Here is a 21,925-nt window from a genome sequence, read left to right on the forward strand (position 1 = left end):
CGACAGTCAGGGCCGGACACGACCCGGGGGAGAGTTGACCGCAGGCCATCCCTCCCCCGTTCGATCCGTACGGGTCAGACCTTGGCCTTGCCGAGGATGCGGTTCACTGTTGTGCCGCACACCGGGCACTTGCCCTTGGCCATGTTCATGCCGGTCTTCGAGACCTCCACGCGGCCCTCGAAGTCCCGCTTCTCCTTGCACTTCACGCAGTAACCGTTGTAGGTCTGGGCCTGGTCGGCCACGGTAGCCCTCCTCGTCTCGTCCGCCGGACACGTCCGGCGGGGTTCCCTGCGCGGGCCACGCGTGGCGCCGGCGCCGGGCGGTTCTCCACGGTCACGCGCGTGACCGCTGGTTGGCGGACCCTACCCAGCTCTGGGCGGTTCCATGTCAGCTGTGCGTCGACTCTGTGAGCAAGCCGACGACGAGAGTGTGCATGCCGAGTTACGTCGGATAAGTCAGTTTCGCGGGGACACGCCGGGTGAACACGCTCAGATCCCCCTTCAGGCGGCCCCCGCGCCATGCTCCGTCCGTAGATCACTTAACGTGTGCGGGGGTCGGCGGGTGACGGCCGGCGGGCCGGTCCGGGCCGCCACGAAGGGTGACCGGAGGCGGTTGAGTCGCCACCGCAAAGAAAATTTTCAGGACTCCCCACGACCAACCACCACTTTCCGGGCGCGTGTCGTCGTGTTGACTCTTGCGGACCCCTGGTCAGTACGCATTAGCTTTCCCTCGTGACAGTCAGCCGAGGCTGCGCGGACCAGTGATGGCCGGGACGCGGAAGCCTGTCGTCGAGGTACGGCGCAGCCAGCGCCGGCGACGGACAGTGTCCGCGTACCGGGACGGTGAACGAGTGGTCGTGCTCATCCCCGACCAGTTCTCCCGCGCCGAGGAGAGCGAGTGGGTCGACCGGATGCTGGCGCGGCTCGCCGCCCGGGAGGACCGCCTCGCCCGCACCGATGCGGAGCTGCTGGCCCGGGCCGCCCGGCTGATCAACCTCTACCTGCCCGAGCACGGCGTCGCGGCCACCCCGGCGAGCGTCCGCTGGGTCACCAACCAGAACGGCCGCTGGGGCTCCTGCACCCCGGCCGACCGCACCATCCGGATCTCCCACCGGATCCAGGACATGCCCGACTGGGTGATCGACTACGTGCTGCTGCACGAGTTGGCGCACCTGATCGTGCCCAGCCACAACGCCGCGTTCTGGGCCCTGGTCGGGCGGTACCCGAAGACCGAGCGGGCCCGAGGCTACCTGGAGGGCGTCGCCGCCACCTCAGGCGCCGACTGACCCTGTGGCCCTCCGGCCTGCCGTAGCCGGCCGGGCCTCGTCGATCCGTAGGTGCCGTCGCGGTCGGGCCGTGGGCCGTCGCCGCGCCCCTCGTCCGGTCCGGTCACGGCCGGGCTCGATGACCGGGGCACACCGCGTCGGCCGGCCGGGGGCGGTCCGGGTGGCGGGTAGGGTCGGGGCGTGGCCCGACGTGTGGTGGTGGCGTTGCTCGCTCCGGTGGCGTGGACGCCGCCGGGGATCGACCCGACGCGGTGGCGTACCGCGCTCGCCGAGGACGTCGTGGACCTGCTCGCCACGCTCAACGAGGTGGAGACCGCGGTGGCCGTGACGCCCGAGGACCGCTGGCTCGCCGACGCCGTGGTGTGGCCGGGCACGGCCGTCCACGAGGTGCCGGAGCCGACGATCAACGCGGTCCTCGCCGCGCTGTCCGGCAACGGCAAGGCCGCGCCCAGCGACCTCGACGCCGCCGGGCCGCCCGGATACGACCAGGCGGCCGTGGTGGTCGCCGACGCCCCGGACGTGCCGGGGCTCACCCTGGGGAAGCTGCTCCGGCCACTGTCCAGCCGTCCGGTGGCGGTCGCCCCGGTGGAGGGGAGCGGCCCAGGTCTGCTCGGCGTGGCGTCCCGGCTGCCCGTACCGGAGTGGCTGCCGGTGCTGGACCTGGACACGGCCGCGCCGGCGGACGTGCGCGCGGCCGCCCCGCGACCGGGGGACGTGGCCGTCACCGCCGGCTGGCGCCGCCTGCGCGGCCCGGCCGACCTGGCGACCCTCGATCCGGCCTTCGAAGGCTGGGACGCGACCCGGGCGCTCCTCTCCGGCCAGCCAGGCTGACCACACGGCGCGCCCGGGCCGGCGCGTCAGGATCTGCCGTCGCCCTCGCTCGGGGGCTGCTCCTCCGGCGCACCTGGGGCGGTGAAGTCGAAGGTGGCCAGTTCGTCGTCCAGGTCGCTGCTCGTCGCGGCGAACGCCTCCGGGTTGGCGAAGTCGTCGTCCGAGGGAAGCAGGTCGGGGTGGCCCCAGACCGCGTCCCGGCCGGCGATGCCACGGTGCTCGGTCAGCGCCGCCCAGAGCGCGGTGGCCTCGCGCAGTCGCCGCGGCCGCAGCTCCAGGCCGACCAGTGCGGCGAAGGTCTGCTCAGCCGGACCACCCGCGGCGCGGCGCCGGCGGAACGCCTCGCCGAGGCGTACGACGTTGGGCAGGCGCTCGCCGGCGGCGCTGTCGACCACGTGGCACACCCAGCCCTCCACCAGGGCGAGCACGGTCTCCAGCCGGGCCAGGGAGGCCTTCTGCGCCGGAGTGTCCTCGGGAGTGAAGATGCCCTCCAGGGCGATTGCCTGCATCGACTCCGGATCGGTCGGGTCGACCCGGCCCATCGCCTCCTCGATCGCCTCCCGGTTGACCCGGATGCCCGCGGCGTAGTTCTCCACCGCGGTGAACACGTGCCCGCGCAGCCACGGCACGTGTTGGAAGAGCCGCTGGTGGGCGGCCTCACGCAGGGCGACGTAGAGGCGTACCTCGTCCTCGGGCAGCTCCAGGCCCTCGCCGTAGGCCCGGATGTTGGCCGGGATGAGCGCGGCGGTGCCGGCCGGGCCGAGCGGCAGGCCGATGTCACCGGCCGAGAGCACCTCGGCGGCGAGCGAGCCGAGCGCCTGGCCGAGCTGGCCCCCGAAGAGGGCACCGCCCAGCGTGGCGACCATCGACTGCATCGGGCCGAGCTGGGCCCGGGCCTCCGGCGGGACCAGGTCGCCCATCGCGCCGACCATTCGGCTGGCCACCGGGTCGCAGAGCTTGCGCCACACGTCGAGGGTCTTGTAGATCCACTCGTTGCGGTTCCAGGCGACCGAGGTCCGGATGCCGGAGGGCCACGAGGTGGCCGGCTCTAGCCAGAGGTCGGCGATGCGCAGCGCCTCCTCCACCGCGTTGCGTTCGAACGGCGAGACCGCCGGGTCGCCGGCGGCGGCGAGCTGGCTCGCGGCCACCTGCCGGGCGAGGTCCCAGTTGACCGGCCCGCTGCCGGGCGCGGAGAGCAGGTGCTGCAGCTGCGCCATGAACTGCTGCATCTGCGCGGGGTCGTTGGGGTCTGGTGGTTGCCCACCCGGGAGCGCGAAGCCGAACGGAATATCAGGCACGACGTCTACGGTACGCGTGCCCCGCCGCAGGTCGCGCCGCTGGCGTTGCGCTGAGGGCGAAGTCCGCCGGTCACCGTGCCGGGCCAACCTGCCCGGATCGGTACGCTCTGCCGCATGAGACGTCGCGGCGTGACCGTACTCCTCGGTGCACTGCTCACCGCCCTGCTCAGCATCGGTGCGCTGAGCGTGCCCCTCCCGTACGTGGTGCTCGGTCCCGGCCCGACGGTCAACACCCTCGGCACCTCGGACGGTAAGGAGATCATCCAGGTCACCGGCCGGGCGACGTCCACCTCCGCCGGGCAGTTGCGGCTCACCACGGTCGGCGTGCAGCCGACCGTCCGGCTCCGCTCGGCGCTGGCCGGCTGGTTCTCCAAGGACGAGGCGGTGGTGCCGCGCGAGCTGGTCTACCCGCCGGGAGAGTCGCAGCAGGAGGTCGAGAAGCGCAACGCCGAGGACTTCCAGAACTCGCAGACCAGCGCGGAGACGGCGGCCCTGCGTGAGCTGGGCTACCCGATCCAGGTGGTGGTGAAGGCGGTCACCGCGGGCGGGCCGTCGGTGAACGCGCTCAAGCCCGGTGACCTGATCACCTCGGTCGACGGCCAGCAGGTGACCAGTGCCGCCAAGCTCACCGAGCTGATCCGGGCCAAGCCGGCCGGCACCGCGCTGAAGATCGGGTACACCCGCGACGGGCAGTCCGCCACCGCGACGGTGACCAGCCGGGAGCAGGACGGCCGGCCGCGGATCGGCGTCGAGATCGATCAGCAGCAGCCGCACCCGTTCACCCTCAAGATCGACCTCGGCGACATCGGCGGGCCGAGCGCCGGGCTGATGTTCGCCCTGGGCATCATCGACAAGCTGGAGCCGGCCGACCTGACCGGCGGGAAGATCATCGCCGGCACCGGCACCATCGACGACGACGGTCAGGTCGGCCCGATCGGTGGCATCGCGCAGAAACTGGTCGGCGCCAAGGAGGCCGGGGCGAAGGTGTTCCTGGTGCCCGCCGACAACTGCGCCGAGGCGGTCCGCAACCCGCAGCCCGACCTGCCGTTGCTCAAGGTGGCGTCGCTGGACGACGCGCTGAAGACGCTGGAGACGCTGCGCGCCGGAGGCCAGCCGACCCGCTGCTGAGCCGGCTGTGGCGGCCGTGCGCGAGGATCGTGACGTGACCTTGACCCGACGTGTCCAGGAACACCCCGTACTCTGGGTCCCTGGTCGGAGCCGATCACATCGAGCGTGCGGAGCCAACAGTGGTCATGCGTAGCAGTCCCCTGCCGAGGATGAGCCGGCGCGGACGCGTCACCATCGGAGTCCTGGTCGGGGTGTTCCTGCTCTTCACCCTGATCGGGTGGGGCGTCAACGTGTGGACCGACTGGCTGTGGTTCGACGAGGTCCACTACACCCAGGTCTTCACCGGCGTCCTCGCCACCCGGCTGACGCTGTTCCTCCTGGTCGGGGCCGGCCTGGCGGCGATTGTCGGCGGCAACCTCTGGCTGGCGTACCGGCTGCGACCCCAGCTGCGCCCGCGCTCGGCCGAGCAGGCCACCCTGGAGCGGTACCGGATGCTGCTGAGCCCCCGGCTCGGCACCTGGATCGCCCTGGTCTCCGCCGTCCTCGGGCTCTTCGCCGGGCTGTCGGCGCAGGGCCGGTGGAGCCAGTGGCTGTTGTTCCGCAACGGCGGGAGCTTCGGCGTGAAGGACCCGGAGTTCGGGATCGACGTCGGGTTCTACGTCTTCCAACTGCCGTTCTGGCGCTACCTGCTCGGCGTCGGTTTCACCGCGGTAGTGCTGTCCCTGCTCGGCGCGCTGGCCGTGCACTACATCTACGGCGGGGTGCGGCTGCAGGGCATCGGTGACCGGATGACCAACGCTGCCCGCGCCCACCTGAGTACGTTGGTCGCGGTCTTCGTCCTGCTCAAGGCGATCGCGTACGTGCTGGACCAGCGGGCGATGCTGCTGGAGTACAACGAGGGCGCCAAGCTCTACGGCGCCGGCTACGCCGATGTGAACGCGCTGCTCCCGGCAAAGGAGATCCTGGCGTACATCGCGGTCGTGGTGGCCATCGCGATCATCGTGTTCTCCAACGCGGTGATGCGGAACCTGGTCTGGCCCGGCATCGCGCTCGCCCTGCTCGGCGTCTCGGCGGTGGCGATCGGCGGCATCTACCCGTGGGCGGTGCAGACCTTCGAGGTGAAGCCGAGCGCCCGGGACAAGGAGGCGCCGTACATCCAGCGGAGCATCGACGCGACCCGGGCCGCGTACGGGCTGACCGCCACGAAGCCCACCGGGTACGCGGCGAGCAACCTCGTCCCGCCGCCCAGCCTGGCCACCGACACCTCGGTGGTGCAGAACGTCCGGCTGCTCGACCCGCAGCTGGTCTCCCAGACGTACACCCAGCTCCAGCAGGTGCGCAGCTTCTACGACTTCGGCGCGAAGCTGGACATCGACCGGTACGCGGTGGACGGCAAGACCTCCGACTACGTGGTCGGCCTCCGAGAGATCAACTACCGCGAGCTGACCTCGCAGCAGAGCAACTGGATCAACCGGCACACCGTCTACACCCACGGGTACGGGCTGGTGGCCGCGCCGGCCAACCAGGTCTGCAACGGCCTGCCGTACTTCGTCTCGGGCTTCCTGGGTGAGGCGGCGAAGGAGACGCAGGGCTGCTCGTCGCCGACCGAGGAGATCCCGGCCGAGCAGCCGCGCATCTACTACGGCGAGCGGATGTCGGACAACGACTACGCGATCGTCGGCCAGACCGGCGACCGTAACGTCGAGTTCGATCGCCCGATCTCGACCGGGGGCGAGCAGTACTACACGTACACCGGCGAGGGCGGCGTCAAGATCGGCTCGTTCACCCGGCGGCTGCTCTACGCGATCAAGGAGCAGGAGTCGAACTTCCTGCTCTCCGAGCAGTTGAACAAGGACTCCAAGCTGCTCTACGTGCGCAACCCGCGGGACCGGGTGGAGAAGGTCGCGCCGTTCCTCACCCTGGACGGCGACCCGTACCCGGCGGTGGTGAACGGCCGGGTCCTGTGGATCATCGACGGCTACACCACGGCCGCGACCTACCCCTACGCCGACCGGGTCAACCTCCAAGCCGAGACGGCCGACGAGCTGACCGGGCGGGGCACCTTCCAGCTCGCCCGGGAGAACGTCAACTACATCCGCAACTCCGTCAAGGCGACCGTCGACGCGTACGACGGCACGGTCAGGCTGTACGCGTTCGACGACACCGACCCGGTGCTCAAGGCGTGGAACAAGGCGTTCGGCGGTGATCTGGTGCTGCCCAAGGGGGCGATCCCGCCGGAGCTGTCCGCGCACTTCCGCTACCCGGCGGACCTGTTCAAGGTGCAGCGCAACCTGCTCACCCGGTTCCATGTCACCGATCCGGGCGACTTCTACTCGGGTCAGGACTTCTGGCAGGTGCCCAACGTGCCGGACGCGCCGGACAGCGGAGAGAAGCAGCCGCCGTACTACCTGTTCACCCAGTTCCCAGGGCAGCAGGAGGGGCCGCGCTTCCAGCTGACCGCCGCGGTCACCCCGAACGGCCGGCAGAACCTCGCCGCGCTGATCTCCGGCTCGTACGTGAACGGAGAGCCGACGCTGGAGGTGCGGGAGCTGCCGGACCAGACCCGGACCGGCGGCCCCGTCCAGGTGCACCAGCAGATGACCAACGACGCCGACATCCGTCAGCAGCTCAACCTGCTCTCGTCGAACCAGGCCCAGGTGCAGTACGGCAACCTGCTCTCGCTGCCCTTCGGCGACGGCATGCTCTACGTCGAGCCGGTGTATGTGAAGAGCAACCAGCAGGACGCGTTCCCGCTGCTGCAGAAGGTGCTGCTCTCCTACGGTGACGGCAGCTCGTACGTGGTGCTGGCGAACAACATCAGCGACGGCATCAAGCAGCTCGTCGAGAAGGGTAAACGGGCGCCGGCCGGCAACCCGCCGCCCGAGCCGGGCGGCACCCCGCCGACCGGCGGCACCCCGCCGACCGGCGGCACCCCGCCGACCGGCGGCACCACCCAGCCGGTGCTCACCGGCGAGCTGGCCCAGGCCGCCGACAAGGTGCAGAGCGCCATCGCCGAGGTCAAGGCCGCCCAGGCGTCCGGTGACTTTGAGCGGTACGGCCGGGCCCTGAAGACGCTGGACGAGGCGATGACCGCGTTCCAGCAGGCGCAGGAGGCGGCCAACCGGTCGCCCAGCGGCAACCCGTCCGCGTCGCCTCCCGCCGCCTCGACCTCGCCCTCACCGAACGGCTGACGCCAGCCCGACCGCGGAGCCCGTGGCCGCAGACCCGTAGCGGTCTGCGGCCACGGGCTCGTGTCGTCTCCCCGACAGAACGCCCGCAACCCGGCACCCGGTTCCCCCGTCAACAGTGCAGGTGGACGGAGGGAGGCGAGGTCTGGCGATGAGGGATGCGAACAGCTTCGACGACTTCTACCGGAGCACGTCGGCGCGGACGCTGCGGTACGGCTACGCGGTGGCGGACGACCCCGGCGAGGCGCAGGACCTCGTCCAGGAGGCGTACGCCCGGGCCTGGCGGCAGTGGGGGAAGGTGGCCGCCCACCCGGCGCCCGAAGCCTGGCTGCGGCTGGTGGTCAGCCGGCTGGCCACGGACCGGTGGCGGCGGTTGCGCGGCTGGCGGCTGGCGGCCAGCCGCAGCGGTCCACCGGACGCCGTCGGCCCACCCGGCGAGGACACCGTGCTGCTGGTCGGCGCGCTCCGGCAGCTGCCGGCCCGGCACCGGCAGGCCCTCGCCCTGCACTACCTGTTCGACATGTCGGTGGCCGAGATCGCCCGGGAGGCCGGGGTCCCCACGGGCACCGTGAAGTCCTGGCTGTCCCGGGGCCGGGCCCGCCTGGCCGAGCTGCTGCCCGGCACCGCCACCGAGGAGCTGGAGGTCAACGATGTCGCGTGAACTGACCCGCCGCTACCGGGCGTTGGCCGCCGACATCGACGAGCGGGCGCTGCCGGCCCCGGACCAGGTGCGCCGGCGGGCCGACCGCCGGGCCCGCAACCGAGCCGCGCTGGGTGCCTTGGCCGCCGCCGTACTCGTCGCCGGCACGGCCGTCGGCACGCAGATCGTGCTCGCCGCCGGCCCGGACGCCCCGCCCGGGCCACCCGCGGGCACCACCACCATCAGCCCGTCGGCCCCGCCCGGCTCCGGCACGCCGTCGCCGAGCCGTACCGCCCCGGCCCCGTCCCGTACGCCCGGCGTTCCGACGACGAGCAACCAACCGCCGGCCAGCACCCCGACGAGTGTCCCGGACCGGGCCTTCTTCGTCCTGCCCGCCGTCAACGACGCCGGTACCGGCAACCAGTTCCTCCCCGGGCCGGTGCTGCCGGCGCTGTGCGGTGCCCGGCCCGGTGAGACGCAGATCGTGGCGCGCCGAGCGCGGACGCTGGCGTTCAAGCTGACGGGAGCGTCGGCCGAGGCCGTGCCGGATGGCAGCTACCGGCACAGCGTCACCGTCTACCGGCCAGGCCGGGCCAACGACGCGCTGCGGGAGCTGCGGCAGGCGGTCCGGAACTGCCCGCGGCAGGACGCGCCGAACGCGCCGGGCGTGACCGCCACCCAGCGCCTGCTGGACGGCGCCGGGTACGGCGAGGAGTCGGTGCTGTTCGAGATCCGGACGCCGTACCGGGACGTCAACGGGGACCCGACGGGCGGCGACGAGGTCCACCTGGTCCGGGCGGTACGCGTCGGTGACGTGGTCACCGTGCTGTGGGAGCAGGGCTGGGAGGACAGCTCCACCGATCGGACGCAGTTCGACGCGGACAGCCGGCGGGCGACCGAGGCGATCAAGAGGTGGCTGTCCTGACGGTCGTTTTGCGCCTCGTGGGGTCGGTGCGCTACGGTTGACGGACCGACGCGGGGTGGAGCAGCTCGGTAGCTCGCTGGGCTCATAACCCAGAGGTCGCAGGTTCAAATCCTGTCCCCGCTACCACGCCGGAACGGCCCCGAGGATCCGATCCTCGGGGCCGTTCCGTTTCTCCGCCCCCGTGTCGCTTTCTCCCGCTCCCCGGGGTCGCAGCGGCGGCGATCGGGGACCCGGCTGATCTCCACGGCGGAGATGCGATAAGCTGTACGAGCCGACGCGGGGTGGAGCAGCTCGGTAGCTCGCTGGGCTCATAACCCAGAGGTCGCAGGTTCAAATCCTGTCCCCGCTACTCGTCACGACAGGCCCCGGAGTCCGCTCCGGGGCCTGTCGCCGTTCTCAGGCGGCTTCGCCCACCCTGCCCGGCGGGCCGGTTGCGCTGCTCGGCAAGGATGAGGCCATGTCTGCTTGGAACAGGTGGTGGGGCCGGCTCGGCGCGGTCCTCGGTGCGGTCGTGCTCTCGGTGTTCGTACCGGTCGCGGCGTGGGCGTCCACGGGGACCGGCGAGCTGGTGGTGGAGGCCGCCCGGCGGCGGTCCCGGGGCGGTGGCTTCGGGGCCCTCGGGCTGCTCTGCTGTCTGGTGGTGGTCGGGGGGATCGTGCTGCTGGTGCTGCTGCTGATGCGGGGCCGGCGGGGCGGCCCGCGGCGCTGACCATCGCGCGCGCCGGGCCCGGCCCGGCGCGCGCAGGCACTCATGGTTCTGCGGTCACTCGGCCAGGGCCGCGTTCGCCTCGGCCATGAACCGGGAGGTCGCCGTCCGGGCACCCGTCCGCTTGGTGCGGACGCGCTCGGCCGTGGCGACGAGCAGGGTGCGTACCCGCGCGTGTCCCTTCGGCGGCGGCGCGGGCGCCGGTCCCATCAGATCGTCCAGGTCGGTGCCGAGGGCCACCAACCGCTTTCCCGGCCGGTCGGTGACGCCCTGCTCGACGAACCGCCGGACCGGGACGCTGGCGTTCAGCCCGCGCTCGGTACCGAGGGCGCGACCGGCCGCCACATTGACGGTCAGGAAGTTGATCACATCGACGACCAACCCGGGGTGCCGAGTGCCCCGAAAGGCGGCCCAGTACATCGACGCCCGGGGCCACTGCGCGGCCGGGGTGCCCGGAAGGATCGTCATGCCCAGCTCGTCGTCGGTGTGGCGCTGGAGTTCCGGGAGCTGGTGCGACCAGGCGAAGGACGCGGCGGTCTGACCGGTCACCACGAGATGACGGGCCGGCTCGCCGGTGTCCGCCAGCTCCACCAGCGGGTTGACCGCCAAGGCGCGGTCGAGCCGGGCGACCTCCCAGAACTCGAACCAGTCGATCAGCTCGTCGGAGCTGAAGCCGAGCTGCCGCCCCTGGTAGAACTCGCTGCCCCGGCCCCGCAGCCAGAGCCAGAGCGCCCGGTAGTCGCCGGAGGGATCCACCGTGCCGGCCACCCGGTTCCCGGACGCCCGGGTGACCCGGGCGGCCCACTGCGCGTACTCCTTCCACGGCATTCCGGTGCGCGGCTCGGGCTGTCGTAGGCGGCGCAGCAGGTCGCGGTTGTAGACGAGCGCGGCGTTGGTCTGCGCGGCGGGGACCGCCCTGGTCCTGCCTTCCACCTGGCCGTACCGGGCCAGGTGCTCCGGTAGGTCGCCCAGGTCGAGGCGGTTGTCCGCGACGTACCGGCTGAGGTCGAGGACGATCTCCCGCCGGGCGTACTCGGTGAGCACGGTGTCGTCGATCTGGAACAGGTCGGGCACGTTGCCCCCGACGGCCTGGGTGGCCAGCCGGTCGTAGTAGCCGGTGAGGCCCTGCCAGGTGACTCGGAACCGGACCTGCGGGTTCTGCTGGGAGTAGAGGCGCAGCGCATGCTCGGTGGCCTCGGCCCGGGCGGCCTCGCCCCACCAGAACACCGACAGCTCGACGGGCCCGTCGTCGACGCGGGCCTCCTCCTCCGGCCGGCAGCCGGCCAGCCCGCCGACGAGCAGCGGCAGCCCGGTCAGCGCACCGAGGAGCCGCCGCCGGTCGACGCCGGGGCGGGGTACGGACTGCGGAGCGCGCACGAGGTTCTCCTGGGCCGCGGGCGGCTGCTGCGGACGGATCATTTACCCAGGGACGGGCCGAGGGTGTCAACGCCGGCGTCGTACCCGCAGGCCCGGGCGCCGGCGGGACGGCCGGTGGTCGCACGGGCGGCCGGCCCGTCCCGTGGTGTACTAGGCGCCGTGGAACTTCTGCACTCGGGCAAGGTACGGGACGTCTACGCCGACGGGGACGACCTGATCCTGGTCGCCTCCGACCGCATCTCCATCTACGACGTGGCGCTGCCGACCCCGATCCCGGACAAGGGCCGGCTGCTCACCGCCCTGTCGCTGTGGTGGTTCGAGCAGCTCTCCGACCTGGTGCCGAACCATGTGATCTCCGCCACCGACGTGCCGCCGGAGTTCGCCGGCCGGGCGATCCGCTGCCGACGGCTGGACATGGTCCCGGTCGAGTGCGTGGCCCGGGGCTACCTCACCGGCGGCGGCTTCGCGGAATACCAGCACAGCGGCGCGGTCTCCGGCGTCGAGCTGCCCAGGGGCCTGGTGGAGGCGTCGATCCTGCCCGAGCCGATCTTCACCCCGTCGACCAAGGCACCCAAGGGCGAGCACGACGAGCCGATCACGTACGCGCAGGTGGCCGACAAGCTCGGCGCGGAGACCGCCGAGCGGCTGCGGCAGATCACCATCGACGTCTACCGGCGCGGCGCGGAGATCGCCGCCGACCGGGGCATCCTGGTCGCCGACACCAAGATCGAGCTGGGTTGGGCGCCGGACGGCACCCTGGTCCTCGCCGACGAGCTGCTCACCTCCGACTCGTCCCGATTCTGGCCGGCGGAGTCGTACCAGCCGGGCCGCGCCCAGTTCTCCTACGACAAGCAGTACGTCCGGGACTGGGCCACCGGGAGCGGCTGGGACCGGCAGCCGCCGGCCCCCGAGGTGCCGGCCGAGGTGGTCGAGGCGACCCGGGCCCGCTACGTCGACGTCTACGAGAAGCTCACCGGCAACCGCTGGGACTGATCACCGCCCCGCTCACTCCACCCAGTCGAGGGTGCGCTGCACGGCCTTGCGCCAGTTGCGCAGCTCCCGCTCGCGCAGCGCCGGGTCCATCTCCGGGGCCCACTGCGCGTCGGCGCGCCACTGCTCCCGCAGGGTGGCCAGGTCCGGCCAGAAGCCGACCGCCAGGCCGGCCGCGTACGCGGCGCCCAGGCAGGTGGTCTCGGTGATCCGGGGGCGGATCACCGGCACGTCGAGCACGTCGGCGAGGAACTGCATCAGCAGTTCGTTGCCGGTCATGCCGCCGTCCACCCGCAGCCGGCGCAGCGCCACGTCGGAGTCCGCGTTCATCGCGTCGACCACCTCACGGGTCTGCCAGCCGGACGCCTCCAGCACGGCCCGGGCCAGGTGCCCCTTGGTGATGTAGCCGGTCAGCCCGGCGATCACGCCCCGGGCGTCGCTTCGCCAGTGCGGCGCGAAGAGCCCGGAGAAGGCCGGCACCACGTAGCAGCCGCCGTTGTCGTCGACCGTGCGGGCCAGCTCCTCGATCTGCGGGGCGCTGGAGATCAGGCCGAGGTTGTCCCGCAGCCACTGGACCAGCGAGCCGGTGACCGCGATCGCGCCCTCCAGGGCGTACACGGCCGGCTGGCCGTCGATCCGGTAGGCCACTGTGGTGAGCAGGCCGTGCCGGGAGGCGACCGGGCTGGCGCCGGTGTTGAGCAGCAGGAAGCTGCCGGTGCCGTAGGTGCACTTGGCCTCGCCGGGCTGGAAGCAGGTCTGTCCGAAGAGGGCGGCCTGCTGGTCGCCGAGCGCGCTGGCCACCGGCACTCCGGCGAGCACCCCGTCGGCGGTGCCGTAGACCTCGGCCGAGGAGCGGATCTCCGGCAGCATCGCCGCCGGCACCCGCATCGCGTCGAGCAGCTCCGGGTCCCAGTCCAGGGTCTCCAGGTCCATCAGCATGGTCCGGCCGGCGTTGGTCACGTCGGTGACGTGCCGGCCGGTCAGCTTCCAGATCAGCCAGCTGTCGACCGTGCCGAAGAGGACCTCGCCCCGCTCGGCCCGCTCGCGCAGCCCGTCGACATGGTCGAGCAGCCAGCGCAGCTTCGGCCCGGCGAAGTAGGTTGCCAGGGTCAGGCCGGTGCGGGCGCGTAGCCGCTCCTCGTCGTACGCCTCGGCCAGCTCGCGCAGCAGCGGGGCGGTGCGGGTGTCCTGCCAGACGATGGCGTTGGCGACCGGGCGCCCGGTGGCCCGGTCCCAGACCACGGTGGTCTCCCGCTGGTTGGTGATGCCGACGGCGGCGAGCCCGTCCGGCCCGGTGCCGGCGGCGGCGAGGGCCTCCCGCACCACCTGCTGGACGTTCGCCCAGATCTCCTCGGCGTCGTGCTCGACCCAGCCGGGCTGCGGGAAGATCTGCCGGTGCTCGCGCTGGGCGACGGAGACGATCTCCCCGGCCCGGTCGAAGACGATGCACCGCGACGAGGTGGTGCCCTGGTCGATGGCGGCGACGAACTCTCCGGTCACGGCAGCACGGTACCCGCCGGGATCGTCCGTCGCCTGCCCCGCGCCGACCCGTACGATCGGCAGGCGTGCGTGACATTGCCGTCTTCAGCGGGACCGCCCACCCCGACCTCGCCGCCGAGATCTGCGCCCACCTCGACGTACCGCTGCACCCGGTCCGGGTGTCCCGGTTCGCCAACGACTGCCTGGAGGTGCAGTTGCAGGCGAACTGCCGGGAACGTGACGTCTTCCTGATCCAGCCGCTGGTGCCACCCGTGCAGGAGCACCTGGTCGAGCTGCTGCTCATGATCGACGCGGCCCGGGGCGCGTCGGCCGGCCGGATCACCGTGGTGCTGCCGCACTACGCGTACGCCCGGTCGGACAAGAAGGACGCACCGCGGATCTCCATCGGCGGCCGGCTGGTGGCCGACCTGCTCACCTCGGCCGGGGCGCACCGGGTGCTGGCGATGACCCTGCACTCGCCGCAGGTGCACGGCTTCTTCAGTGTCCCGGTGGACCACCTGCACGCGCTGCGCGAGCTGGCCACCCACTTCAAGGGCCAGGACCTGAGCAACACCGTGGTGGTCTCGCCGGACCTGGGCAACGCCAAGGAGGCCGCGGCATTCGCCCGGATGCTCGGCACGCCGGTCGCGGCCGGCGCGAAGCAGCGGTTCAGCGACGACCGCGTGAAGATCAGCACGGTGATCGGCGACGTGGCGGACCGGGACGTCATCGTGCTCGACGACGAGATCGCGAAGGGCAGCACGGTGATCGAGCTGATGGCCCATCTGCGCGAGCGGAAGGTCCGGTCGATCCGGCTGGCCTGCACCCACGGCCTCTTCTCCAGCGACGCGCTGCGGCGACTGAGCGAGCAGGACGGAGTGCTGGAGATCGTCTGCACCAACACGGTGCCGATCCCGGCGGAAAAGCGGGTGCCGAAGCTGGAGGTCCTGTCGGTGGCGCCGGCCCTGGCCGAGGCGATGCGGCGGATCCACAACGGCGAGTCGGTGAGCGCGCTCTTCGCCTGAGCGGCCCGGCCGCGCCGTGCGGACCGGTCCGCGCCCTTGTGGAGCGGGCCGGTCAGCCGTCGCCGGGGCGGGCGGCGGGCTGCCGGGAGATCAGCGCGGCGGTGATCCGTACGGTCGTGCCCGCGTCGCTGCTGTCGACCGCCATGGTGTCGCTCAGTTCCCGGGCCAGCCAGAGGCCCCAGCCGCCGGCGGTGTCCGCGGCCGGCCGGTTGCGGTCGCTGAGCCGCTGGGCGCTGATCCCGCGACCGTGGTCGGCGACCTCGCAGACCAGTTTCCCCGGCTGGCGCCACAGCCGCAGCCAGCCCCGGCCGCCGCCGTGCCGGACAGCATTCGTGATCAGCTCGTTGACCGCCAGCACGAAATCGTCCAGCCGCTGACCGCTCAGCCCCGCGGCGCGCGCGCGAGAGGTGACCGAGTGCCGTAGCTCGGTCACCTGGGCCTGGTCGAAGGCCTCGGCGATGAGGAGGGAAGGTTCGATGGGCACAACCGTACGCGGTGCGGGGGGTTCTGCGTTCGTCATGGCCCCGTCCCCGTGGTGGATCTCGGCGAACTTCGCGGCTTTTCCACCGTACGTCAGGGTTTCCCGAGCCGCACCCGCCATCCCGCCCGCCACCGGCTGTGGCATGGTGTCGCGCATGCCGTCGTCCCTGGGTGGCCTGGAGGTCCCACTCTGGCGCTCCATCGCGGTGTTCCGGTTCGCCTCGCTGGCGTACGTCGGCCTGCTGGTTCTCCGCGACGCCCACCGATACGCGCACCCGGTCGCCGCCGGCGGCGTACTCCTGGTGATGCTTGCCTGGACCGTGGCGACCGCGGCCGGGTACGCGCGCCCGGCCGGACGGCGCTGGCCGCTGCTCCTGGCCGACCTCGGCGTGGTCCTGGCGATCATGCTGGCCAACCCTTGGGTGGTGGGGCGCTCGGCGCTGGCGGCCGGTGTGCCCACCCTGACCGTCGCCTGGCTGGCCGGCCCGGTGCTGGCCTGGGCCGTGTCCGGCGGCCGGCGGCGCGGCGCGGTCGCCGCGCTGGCGCTCGGCGGGATCGACCTGGCCACGCGGGAACGGATCAGCCACTCCTCGTTCACCGGGGTGATCCTGATGCTGCTCGCCGGGGTGGTGGTCGGGCACGTCGCCCGGCTGGCGGTCACCGCCGAGGAGCGGCTGCAGCGGGCGGTGGAGCTGGAGGCGGCCACCCGGGAGCGGGAGCGGCTGGCCCGGGACATCCACGACTCGGTGCTCCAGGTGCTGGCGCTGGTGCAGCGGCGCGGCGCCCAGCTGGACGGCGAGGCGGGAGAGCTGGCCCGGCTGGCCGGTGAACAGGAGGCCGCACTGCGCGCCCTGATCGGTCGTGCGAGCGCCGCGCCGGTCGATCAGGGGGACGACCGCGACCTGCGTGACCTGCTCGACCGGTACGCCTCGGCGGCGGTCGACGTCGCCGCACCGGCCACCCCGGTGCGGCTGCCCGCGCAGGTGGCCGGCGAACTGGCCGCCGCGGTCGGGGCGGCACTGGACAACGTGGCCCGGCACGCCGGTGGGCGGGCCTGGGTGCTGATCGAGGATGAGGGGGAGACGGTGACCGTCTCGGTACGCGACGAGGGCCCGGGGATCCCGGAGGGACGGCTGGTCGAGGCCGCGGCGCAGGGCCGGCTCGGGGTGGCGCAGTCGATCCGCGGCCGGGTCGCCGACCTGGGCGGCGAGGTGCGGATCGTCTCCGCCGCCGGTGCCGGCACGGAGATCGAGCTGACCGTCCCGAGGAGCGGCCGGTGAGCATCCGGGTGATGGTGGTCGACGACCACCCGATGTGGCGGGAGGGGGTGGCCCGCGACCTCACCGAGGCCGGGCACCTGGTGGTGGCGACCAGCGGGGAGGGGCGGCAGGCGCTCCGGGTGGCCCCGGCGGCCCGCCCGGATGTGGTCGTGCTCGACCTGCAACTTCCCGACATCCCCGGCGTCGAGGTGATCCTCGGGCTGCGTGCCGCGCTGCCCGAGGTGCGGGTGCTGATGCTGTCCGCCAGCGGCGAGCCGCAGAGCGTGCTGGACGCGGTGAAGGCCGGCGCCACGGGCTACCTGGTCAAGTCGACCGCGCCGGCCGAGTTCCTGGACGCGGTGCGCCGGACCGCGGCCGGCGAGCCGGTCTTCACGCCGGGCCTGGCCGGGCTGGTGCTGGGGGAGTACCGGCGGCTGGCGGCCGAGCCGGCGACCTCACGCGACGCGGCACCCCGGCTCACCGAGCGGGAGACCGAGGTGCTGCGCCTGGTGGCCAAGGGGCTGTCGTACAAGCAGATCGCCGAGCGGCTCGGGCTCTCGCACCGGACGGTGCAGAACCACGTGCAGAACACGCTCGGCAAACTCCAGCTCCACAACCGGGTCGAGCTGACCCGCTACGCCATCGAGCGCGGCCTGGACGATTGAGGCGGTCAGTGCGACTCCGGGGGGCGGGTCTCGTGGATGGCCAGTTCCTCCGCGGTCGCCCCGCCGCCGGCCGAGCCCGCGTCGTACGCGATGTTGTCGGTCTCCTGGTCGGTGTGCGCCCCCTCGTCCGGTTCGACCAGCCGGCCCATCTCGTGGTCGGCGATGCTGCCGAGCTGGCCGTGGTCGTAGAGCGAGACCGCCGAGTGCGGGTCGGAGGTCGGGCCCGGGTCGATCACGTCCGCGTCGAACTGGGCCTGCGCGGCGGCCTCCTCGCTGTCCGCCTCGGCGGCGATGCCCGGGTCGACCGGACCGGCGAGCGGGTCGTCGACGGGCCGCTCGTACGCCTCCCGATGAAGCTTGTAGTCCAGCGACTCGCCGTCGAGCTGCTCCTCGGCGGTGGTCCCGTACCGGTCCACGGCCACCGGGTCGCGGTCGCCGGGGAGCTGGGCCGGCTCGGGCCCGTCCGCGTCGCGTCCGGTCAGGACGTCGTCTCTGGCCGTCGAGTCGTCGTCGGCGGTGTCGGGCAGGCCCTCCGCCTCCGGGTCGGACACGGGGGTGGGGTACTCGTCGTCGCGCATGACCGGTCACTACCCGCCGAGCTGACCGCACTAACCGGCTCCGGCGGTGTGGATCGGGAGGAACGGGCGGAAACCGGCAAGGTCAGCTGCGGATCGCGGCTTCGTCCTCGGCGTGCAGCACGCACCAGACGACCTTGCCGTCCGCCAGCGGGGTGCTGCCCCAGCGCCTCGTGACCGTGTCGATGAGCAGCAGCCCGCGCCCGCCGGTCGAGGTGAGCGGGGCCGGCCCGGCGTACGCGGGCCACCGGGCGGACCGGTCGCGGACGGCCAGGTGCAGGGCGCCGCCCCGGGCGGCCACCCGGACGGTCATCGGCGTGCCGGCGTGGGCGACCACGTTGTTCACCATCTCGGTGACCGCGATGCAGGCCGGCTCGACCAGGTCCGGCACGTCCCACCGGGCGCAGCCGTCGGCGACCAGCGCCCGGGCCTCCCGGGCCGAGGCCGCCACGGGCGAAAGATCCGCGGCCAGTACGGCCGCCGGCGGCATACCGGCCAGCGCGGCCTGCGCCTGGTCGAGGGACGGATGGACGGGGACGCCGGGGCCGGCGGAACCGGACGGGTCCAGCACCAGCAGCCCGGCAGCGGGCCAGTCGGCCACCGTGTGGTGCACGTCGTCGACGACGGCGCGGGCCGCGGGGTCGGCGATCCGAACCCCGGACAGGTCGACGATCACCGGACCCGGCCGCTGCCACAGCCGGGCCAGAAGCGCGAGGCGGACGCCGTCGACGCCGGCCTGGTCGAGCACGCCGGTCAGCCTGACGACTGCGGACGATTCGTCCGCCTCCACCAGGCACCGTACGTCCGTCGGCATGATCGTCCCATTGTGCATGCCAGGTTCCAGCCCCGCATCCGGCCGATCGGTGCTGTTCATCGGTGTCCCGCCCGCGCTCGCCGGGCGATCGCGGCCACGGTGCCCACGGCGGTGCCCGCCGCCAGCCCGAACGCGGTCGCCCGGGTCAGTTGCCGGCGGCGGCCGGGCCAGCCACCGCCCAGCTCCGCCGCCGCGTCGGGCGTGAACACCTTGCCGGTGGCGTCCAGACGCGCTCGGGGGCCGAACTGGGTGCGGGCGGTGTACCAGCCCAGCACCCGCTCGGCCAGCGCCGGGGCCAGCCGCCACTGGAGTCCGATCAGCCGGGCCGGACCGCCGGCGTACGCCTCCCGTCGGGGCCGGCGGAGCAGCCGGACGATCGTCTCGGCCACCAGCTCGGGCGGGTGGACCGGTGGGGGCGGGGCCAGCTCGTGGCCGCTGTGGTTGGCGGTGTGCCGGAAGAACGGGGTGTCCACCGTCGCCGGCAGCACGGTGCAGAGGGAGATGTTGCCCCGGCCGGTGACCCGCAGTTCCTGCCGGATCGTGTCGGCCAGGCCGCGGATGCCGTGCTTGGTCGCGTTGTACGCCGACTGGTACGGCATCGCCACCTCGGCCAGCACGGAGGCGTTGTTGACCAGGACCCCGCCGCCGGCCGCGTCGAGCCAGGGCAGCGCGGCCTTCGTCCCGTACACCGTCCCGAGCAGGTTCACCGCCACCACCCGGCGGAACTCGGTCACCGGGATCTCGTCGAAGAGTCCCACCGCGCTCACCGCGGCGTTGTTGATCCAGGCGTCGATCCGGCCGAACTCCGCCGCCGCCCGCGCCGCGAGCCGCCCCACCGCCTCCGGGTCCGTCACGTCGGTGGGTACGACCAGCGCCCGCCCGCCCAACTGCCGGCAGCGTTCGGCGACCTGGTGCAGCGCCTCCGCGGTCCGGGCCGCCAGCACCACGTCGGCACCCCGGCGGGCCAGCGCGTACGCGGTCGCCGCCCCGATGCCGCTCGAAGCGCCGGTGATAACGACGGTGGCGTCGCCGAGGTTGCGGGTGAGAGGCATTCTTCGCCGGTACCCCCGGCCCGGGCCGGTCATGCCGCCGTGCTCGCCCGATCTGCCAGGTTTCGGCGCACCGGGGCCGGGTTAATGGGACCCTCTGACCGGAGGACCACCGCTGGATAGAACGCGTGGAGGTGCACCATGCGCGTCGGCCTTGTGTGCGCGCACGCCGGATCGTCCGTCGAAGGTCCCACCGTCGGTACGCACCAGCACATCGTGCGGGTGGCGGCCGAACTCGCCGCACGGGGTCACGACGTCCGGATCCACGAGCGGCGCGACGAGCCGAGCCAGCCCGAGTCGGTCGAGCTGGACGGCTATCGGCTGGAGCGGGTGCCGGTCGGCCCGCCCGTCCCGCTGCCCACCGCCGAGCTGGTGCCCTACGTGGCCGAGGTGGGCCGCTGGCTGGCACAGCGGTGGTCCGGGGACTGGACGCCGGAGGTGGTGCACGGGCACTACTGGGTCGGTGGCCTGGCCGCCGCCCACGCCGTACGCCAGACCGACATTCCGGTCGTGCAGACCTTCCACTCGCTCGGGGTCGAGCAACTGCGCCACCTCGGCCAGCGGTACGACGGACCGGGGGAGCGGATCCCGCTGGAGCGGGCCCTGATCCGGGCGGTGGACATCGCGGTCGCCCAGTGCAACGACGAGGTCGACGAGCTGACCCGGATGGGGCTGCAGCGCACCTCGGTGGCGATGGTGCCGACGGGGGTGGACACCGAGCAGTTCCATCCGGACGGCGAGGCGGCCCCCCGGGACCAGCGGGCCCGCATCCTCTCCGTCGGCGGGCTCGCGGCCGGGCACGGCCAGGAGGACGTGATCCGGGCGATGCGGCTGGTCGGCGACGCCGAGCTGGTGATCGCCGGCGGTCCGCCCGCCGCACAGCTCGCCCGGCACGCCGAGGCGCGCCGGCTGCGCGAGCTGGCCGAACGGACCGGGGTGGCCGACCAGGTGACGCTGGTCGGCGCGGTCCCGCACGACCAGATGGCGACCTGGTACCGCTCCGCCGACGTGGTCTCCTGCACGCCCCACTACTCCTCCGCCGGACGGGTGTCGCTGGAGGCGATGGCCTGCGGCGTGCCGGTGGTCGGCTACGCGATGGGCGGCCTCGCCGACGCGGTGGTCGACGAGGTGACCGGGAAGCTCGTCCCGCCCGGGGACGTCCGCGCCCTCGGGGTGGCCCTGCGTCGGCTGCTGGCCGACAACGCCGGGCGGTTCGCGTACGGGCACGCCGCGGTGGACCGGGTCCGGTGCAGCTACACGTGGGAACGGACGGCCGGCGCCCTGGAACGCCTCTACGAGCGGGTGGTCAGCCGGCGCAAGCCGGTCGAGGCGGTCTAGCAGGGATCAGCGGCGCGGTTGGACGGCCGGGCCGGCGCCGACCATCTGGCGCTCCCGATCGCGGGCGACCGCGTGGTGGTGCTGTGGCTCGGCGTACCGGGTCAGGCCGATCACCGAGACCAGCGTGGCCAGGAAGCCGATGCCGGCCAGCCACTCCCGCCCGGGCCAGATCCGGTCGTTGAGCAGGAGCAGGCCGATGATCGCCGCGGGGACCGCCCCGGCGGCGTCCATCGCGGCCACCGCCGCCGTGGTGGAACCGCGCTGCATCGCCAGGCCGAGCAGCAACTGCCCGACGACCGAGTGGGCGATCAGCAGGTAGAGGAGCGGGTCGCGAACGAACGCCTCCGCCGAGTCGGCCGAGGCGAGCGGGCGGGCGGCCACCGCCGCGGCGGAGAACGCCATCCCGGCCAGCGATCCGAGCGCCACCGAGCCGGGCGCGCCTCGCAGCCGGACGGTGAAGAAGCCGAGCACGGAGATCACGGCGAGGGCCGCCGCCAGGCCGGCCAGCCCCGCGGTGCCGAGCTGCCGGGACGGCGCGGGCTCGGCGGCGAGCACCAGCGCGGTGATCCCGGCGAAGAGGAGCGCGAGCAGCGCCACCTCGGCGGCCGGGAGCCGCCATTTGAGCACCAGCACGCCGAGCACGGCGGTCACTCCGAGCCCGGCCGCCACGCTGGCCTGGACCAGGAACAGCGGCAGATCGCGGCGGGCCATGAAGGCCAGGACGAAGCCGACGACCTGACACGACAGCCCGACCAGGTAGGTGCGGTGGCTGGCCAGCCGGAGCAGCAGCCCCGGGTCGAAGCTGTGGTGCACGGTGGTCCGCGCGGCGGCCACCGACTGGAGCAGGTTGGCGAAGCCGTACGCGACGATCATCGCCGCCAGGAAGCACCAACCGGAGGACACCACCTGGCGAGGATAGAGGCTGCCGTCGGA

At 73.1% G+C, this 21,925-nt stretch carries 21 protein-coding genes and 2 tRNA genes; 14 read left to right on the forward strand and 9 right to left on the reverse strand.

The window, feature by feature from the left end:
• Window positions 1–74: 74 nt before the first annotated feature.
• Window positions 75–242 carry a DUF5679 domain-containing protein gene (locus ACNAVT_RS08605; RefSeq protein WP_012014940.1) on the reverse strand — a complete coding sequence of 56 codons (168 nt, stop codon included), beginning with the start codon at window positions 240–242 and terminating at the stop codon, window positions 75–77.
• Between the two features lie 521 nt (window positions 243–763).
• Between ACNAVT_RS08605 and ACNAVT_RS08610 the strand changes: the two genes are divergently transcribed.
• Complete coding sequence (locus ACNAVT_RS08610; RefSeq protein ID WP_416294468.1) at window positions 764–1,285, forward strand: M48 family metallopeptidase; 522 nt, start codon at window positions 764–766, stop codon at window positions 1,283–1,285.
• A gap of 180 nt (window positions 1,286–1,465) precedes the next feature.
• Complete coding sequence (locus tag ACNAVT_RS08615) at window positions 1,466–2,116, forward strand: hypothetical protein (protein ID WP_416294469.1); 651 nt, start codon at window positions 1,466–1,468, stop codon at window positions 2,114–2,116.
• A gap of 26 nt (window positions 2,117–2,142) precedes the next feature.
• Here the strand turns inward: ACNAVT_RS08615 and ACNAVT_RS08620 are convergent, their stop codons facing one another.
• Entirely contained in the window at window positions 2,143–3,345 is a 1,203-nt protein-coding gene (locus tag ACNAVT_RS08620) for a zinc-dependent metalloprotease (protein WP_416294701.1), read from the reverse strand.
• Window positions 3,346–3,528: 183 nt separating this feature from the next.
• Between ACNAVT_RS08620 and ACNAVT_RS08625 the strand changes: the two genes are divergently transcribed.
• The 7 genes from ACNAVT_RS08625 to ACNAVT_RS08655 all read left to right on the forward strand — a co-directional run bounded on the left by ACNAVT_RS08625 (window position 3,529) and on the right by ACNAVT_RS08655 (window position 9,944).
• Complete coding sequence (locus ACNAVT_RS08625) at window positions 3,529–4,542, forward strand: PDZ domain-containing protein (protein WP_416294471.1); 1,014 nt, start codon at window positions 3,529–3,531, stop codon at window positions 4,540–4,542.
• 125 nt (window positions 4,543–4,667) lie between these two features.
• Window positions 4,668–7,673, forward strand: coding sequence for a UPF0182 family protein (locus tag ACNAVT_RS08630; RefSeq protein WP_416294472.1), 3,006 nt, complete (start codon window positions 4,668–4,670; stop codon window positions 7,671–7,673).
• A 148-nt stretch (window positions 7,674–7,821) separates the two neighbouring features.
• Window positions 7,822–8,331 carry a SigE family RNA polymerase sigma factor gene (locus tag ACNAVT_RS08635; protein ID WP_416294474.1) on the forward strand — a complete coding sequence of 170 codons (510 nt, stop codon included), beginning with the start codon at window positions 7,822–7,824 and terminating at the stop codon, window positions 8,329–8,331.
• Window positions 8,321–9,235: a hypothetical protein gene (locus ACNAVT_RS08640; RefSeq protein WP_416294476.1), complete on the forward strand. Its 915-nt coding sequence runs from the start codon at window positions 8,321–8,323 to the stop codon at window positions 9,233–9,235. The genes ACNAVT_RS08635 and ACNAVT_RS08640 overlap by 11 nt, the downstream gene beginning before the upstream one ends.
• Window positions 9,236–9,284: 49 nt before the next feature.
• Window positions 9,285–9,361 (forward strand) — tRNA-Met (locus ACNAVT_RS08645).
• Between the two features lie 149 nt (window positions 9,362–9,510).
• Window positions 9,511–9,584, forward strand: a tRNA-Met gene (locus tag ACNAVT_RS08650).
• A gap of 108 nt (window positions 9,585–9,692) precedes the next feature.
• Window positions 9,693–9,944, forward strand: a complete 252-nt coding sequence (locus tag ACNAVT_RS08655) for a hypothetical protein (protein WP_416294478.1) — start codon at window positions 9,693–9,695, stop codon at window positions 9,942–9,944.
• A 54-nt stretch (window positions 9,945–9,998) separates the two neighbouring features.
• Here ACNAVT_RS08655 and ACNAVT_RS08660 read toward each other — a convergent pair whose 3' ends face one another.
• Window positions 9,999–11,318 (reverse strand): ABC transporter substrate-binding protein, encoded by a 1,320-nt coding sequence (locus ACNAVT_RS08660; RefSeq protein WP_416294480.1) that lies wholly within the window; start codon window positions 11,316–11,318, stop codon window positions 9,999–10,001.
• A 159-nt stretch (window positions 11,319–11,477) separates the two neighbouring features.
• On the opposite strand from ACNAVT_RS08660, the gene ACNAVT_RS08665 reads away from it, so the two are divergent.
• The gene (locus ACNAVT_RS08665) at window positions 11,478–12,311 is read left to right on the forward strand and encodes a phosphoribosylaminoimidazolesuccinocarboxamide synthase (protein WP_416294482.1); all 834 of its coding nucleotides are present in this window, start codon (window positions 11,478–11,480) and stop codon (window positions 12,309–12,311) included.
• A 12-nt stretch (window positions 12,312–12,323) separates the two neighbouring features.
• Here the strand turns inward: ACNAVT_RS08665 and glpK are convergent, their stop codons facing one another.
• A complete protein-coding gene (gene glpK, locus ACNAVT_RS08670; RefSeq protein WP_416294484.1) occupies window positions 12,324–13,808 on the reverse strand; it encodes a glycerol kinase GlpK in 1,485 nt (494 codons plus the stop codon).
• Between the two features lie 65 nt (window positions 13,809–13,873).
• On the opposite strand from glpK, the gene ACNAVT_RS08675 reads away from it, so the two are divergent.
• Entirely contained in the window at window positions 13,874–14,812 is a 939-nt protein-coding gene (locus ACNAVT_RS08675) for a ribose-phosphate diphosphokinase (protein ID WP_416294486.1), read from the forward strand.
• Window positions 14,813–14,864: 52 nt separating this feature from the next.
• Here the strand turns inward: ACNAVT_RS08675 and ACNAVT_RS08680 are convergent, their stop codons facing one another.
• Window positions 14,865–15,332, reverse strand: coding sequence for an ATP-binding protein (locus ACNAVT_RS08680; RefSeq protein ID WP_416294703.1), 468 nt, complete (start codon window positions 15,330–15,332; stop codon window positions 14,865–14,867).
• Window positions 15,333–15,447: 115 nt separating this feature from the next.
• Between ACNAVT_RS08680 and macS the strand changes: the two genes are divergently transcribed.
• Together macS and ACNAVT_RS08690 are read left to right on the forward strand one after the other, a co-directional pair.
• The gene (macS, locus tag ACNAVT_RS08685; protein ID WP_416294488.1) at window positions 15,448–16,572 is read left to right on the forward strand and encodes a MacS family sensor histidine kinase; all 1,125 of its coding nucleotides are present in this window, start codon (window positions 15,448–15,450) and stop codon (window positions 16,570–16,572) included.
• An 11-nt stretch (window positions 16,573–16,583) separates the two neighbouring features.
• Window positions 16,584–17,216: a response regulator gene (locus ACNAVT_RS08690; RefSeq protein WP_416294704.1), complete on the forward strand. Its 633-nt coding sequence runs from the start codon at window positions 16,584–16,586 to the stop codon at window positions 17,214–17,216.
• 5 nt (window positions 17,217–17,221) lie between these two features.
• On the opposite strand, the gene ACNAVT_RS08695 is transcribed toward ACNAVT_RS08690, so the two are convergent.
• The 3 genes from ACNAVT_RS08695 to ACNAVT_RS08705 form a co-directional block, all read right to left on the reverse strand.
• A complete protein-coding gene (locus tag ACNAVT_RS08695) occupies window positions 17,222–17,794 on the reverse strand; it encodes a DUF5709 domain-containing protein (protein ID WP_416294490.1) in 573 nt (190 codons plus the stop codon).
• Window positions 17,795–17,876: 82 nt separating this feature from the next.
• On the reverse strand, window positions 17,877–18,605 hold the full coding sequence (locus ACNAVT_RS08700) for an ATP-binding protein (protein ID WP_416294492.1): 729 nt from the start codon (window positions 18,603–18,605) through the stop codon (window positions 17,877–17,879).
• Between the two features lie 56 nt (window positions 18,606–18,661).
• Window positions 18,662–19,657 (reverse strand): SDR family oxidoreductase, encoded by a 996-nt coding sequence (locus ACNAVT_RS08705; protein WP_416294494.1) that lies wholly within the window; start codon window positions 19,655–19,657, stop codon window positions 18,662–18,664.
• A 138-nt stretch (window positions 19,658–19,795) separates the two neighbouring features.
• Between ACNAVT_RS08705 and ACNAVT_RS08710 the strand changes: the two genes are divergently transcribed.
• A complete protein-coding gene (locus ACNAVT_RS08710) occupies window positions 19,796–20,992 on the forward strand; it encodes a glycosyltransferase (protein WP_416294495.1) in 1,197 nt (398 codons plus the stop codon).
• A gap of 6 nt (window positions 20,993–20,998) precedes the next feature.
• Here the strand turns inward: ACNAVT_RS08710 and ACNAVT_RS08715 are convergent, their stop codons facing one another.
• Entirely contained in the window at window positions 20,999–21,865 is an 867-nt protein-coding gene (locus tag ACNAVT_RS08715; RefSeq protein ID WP_416294706.1) for a hypothetical protein, read from the reverse strand.
• Window positions 21,866–21,925: the final 60 nt, after the last annotated feature.

It is taken from the genome of Micromonospora sp. SL4-19 (assembly GCF_047921475.1).
GTDB lineage: Bacteria > Actinomycetota > Actinomycetes > Mycobacteriales > Micromonosporaceae > Micromonospora.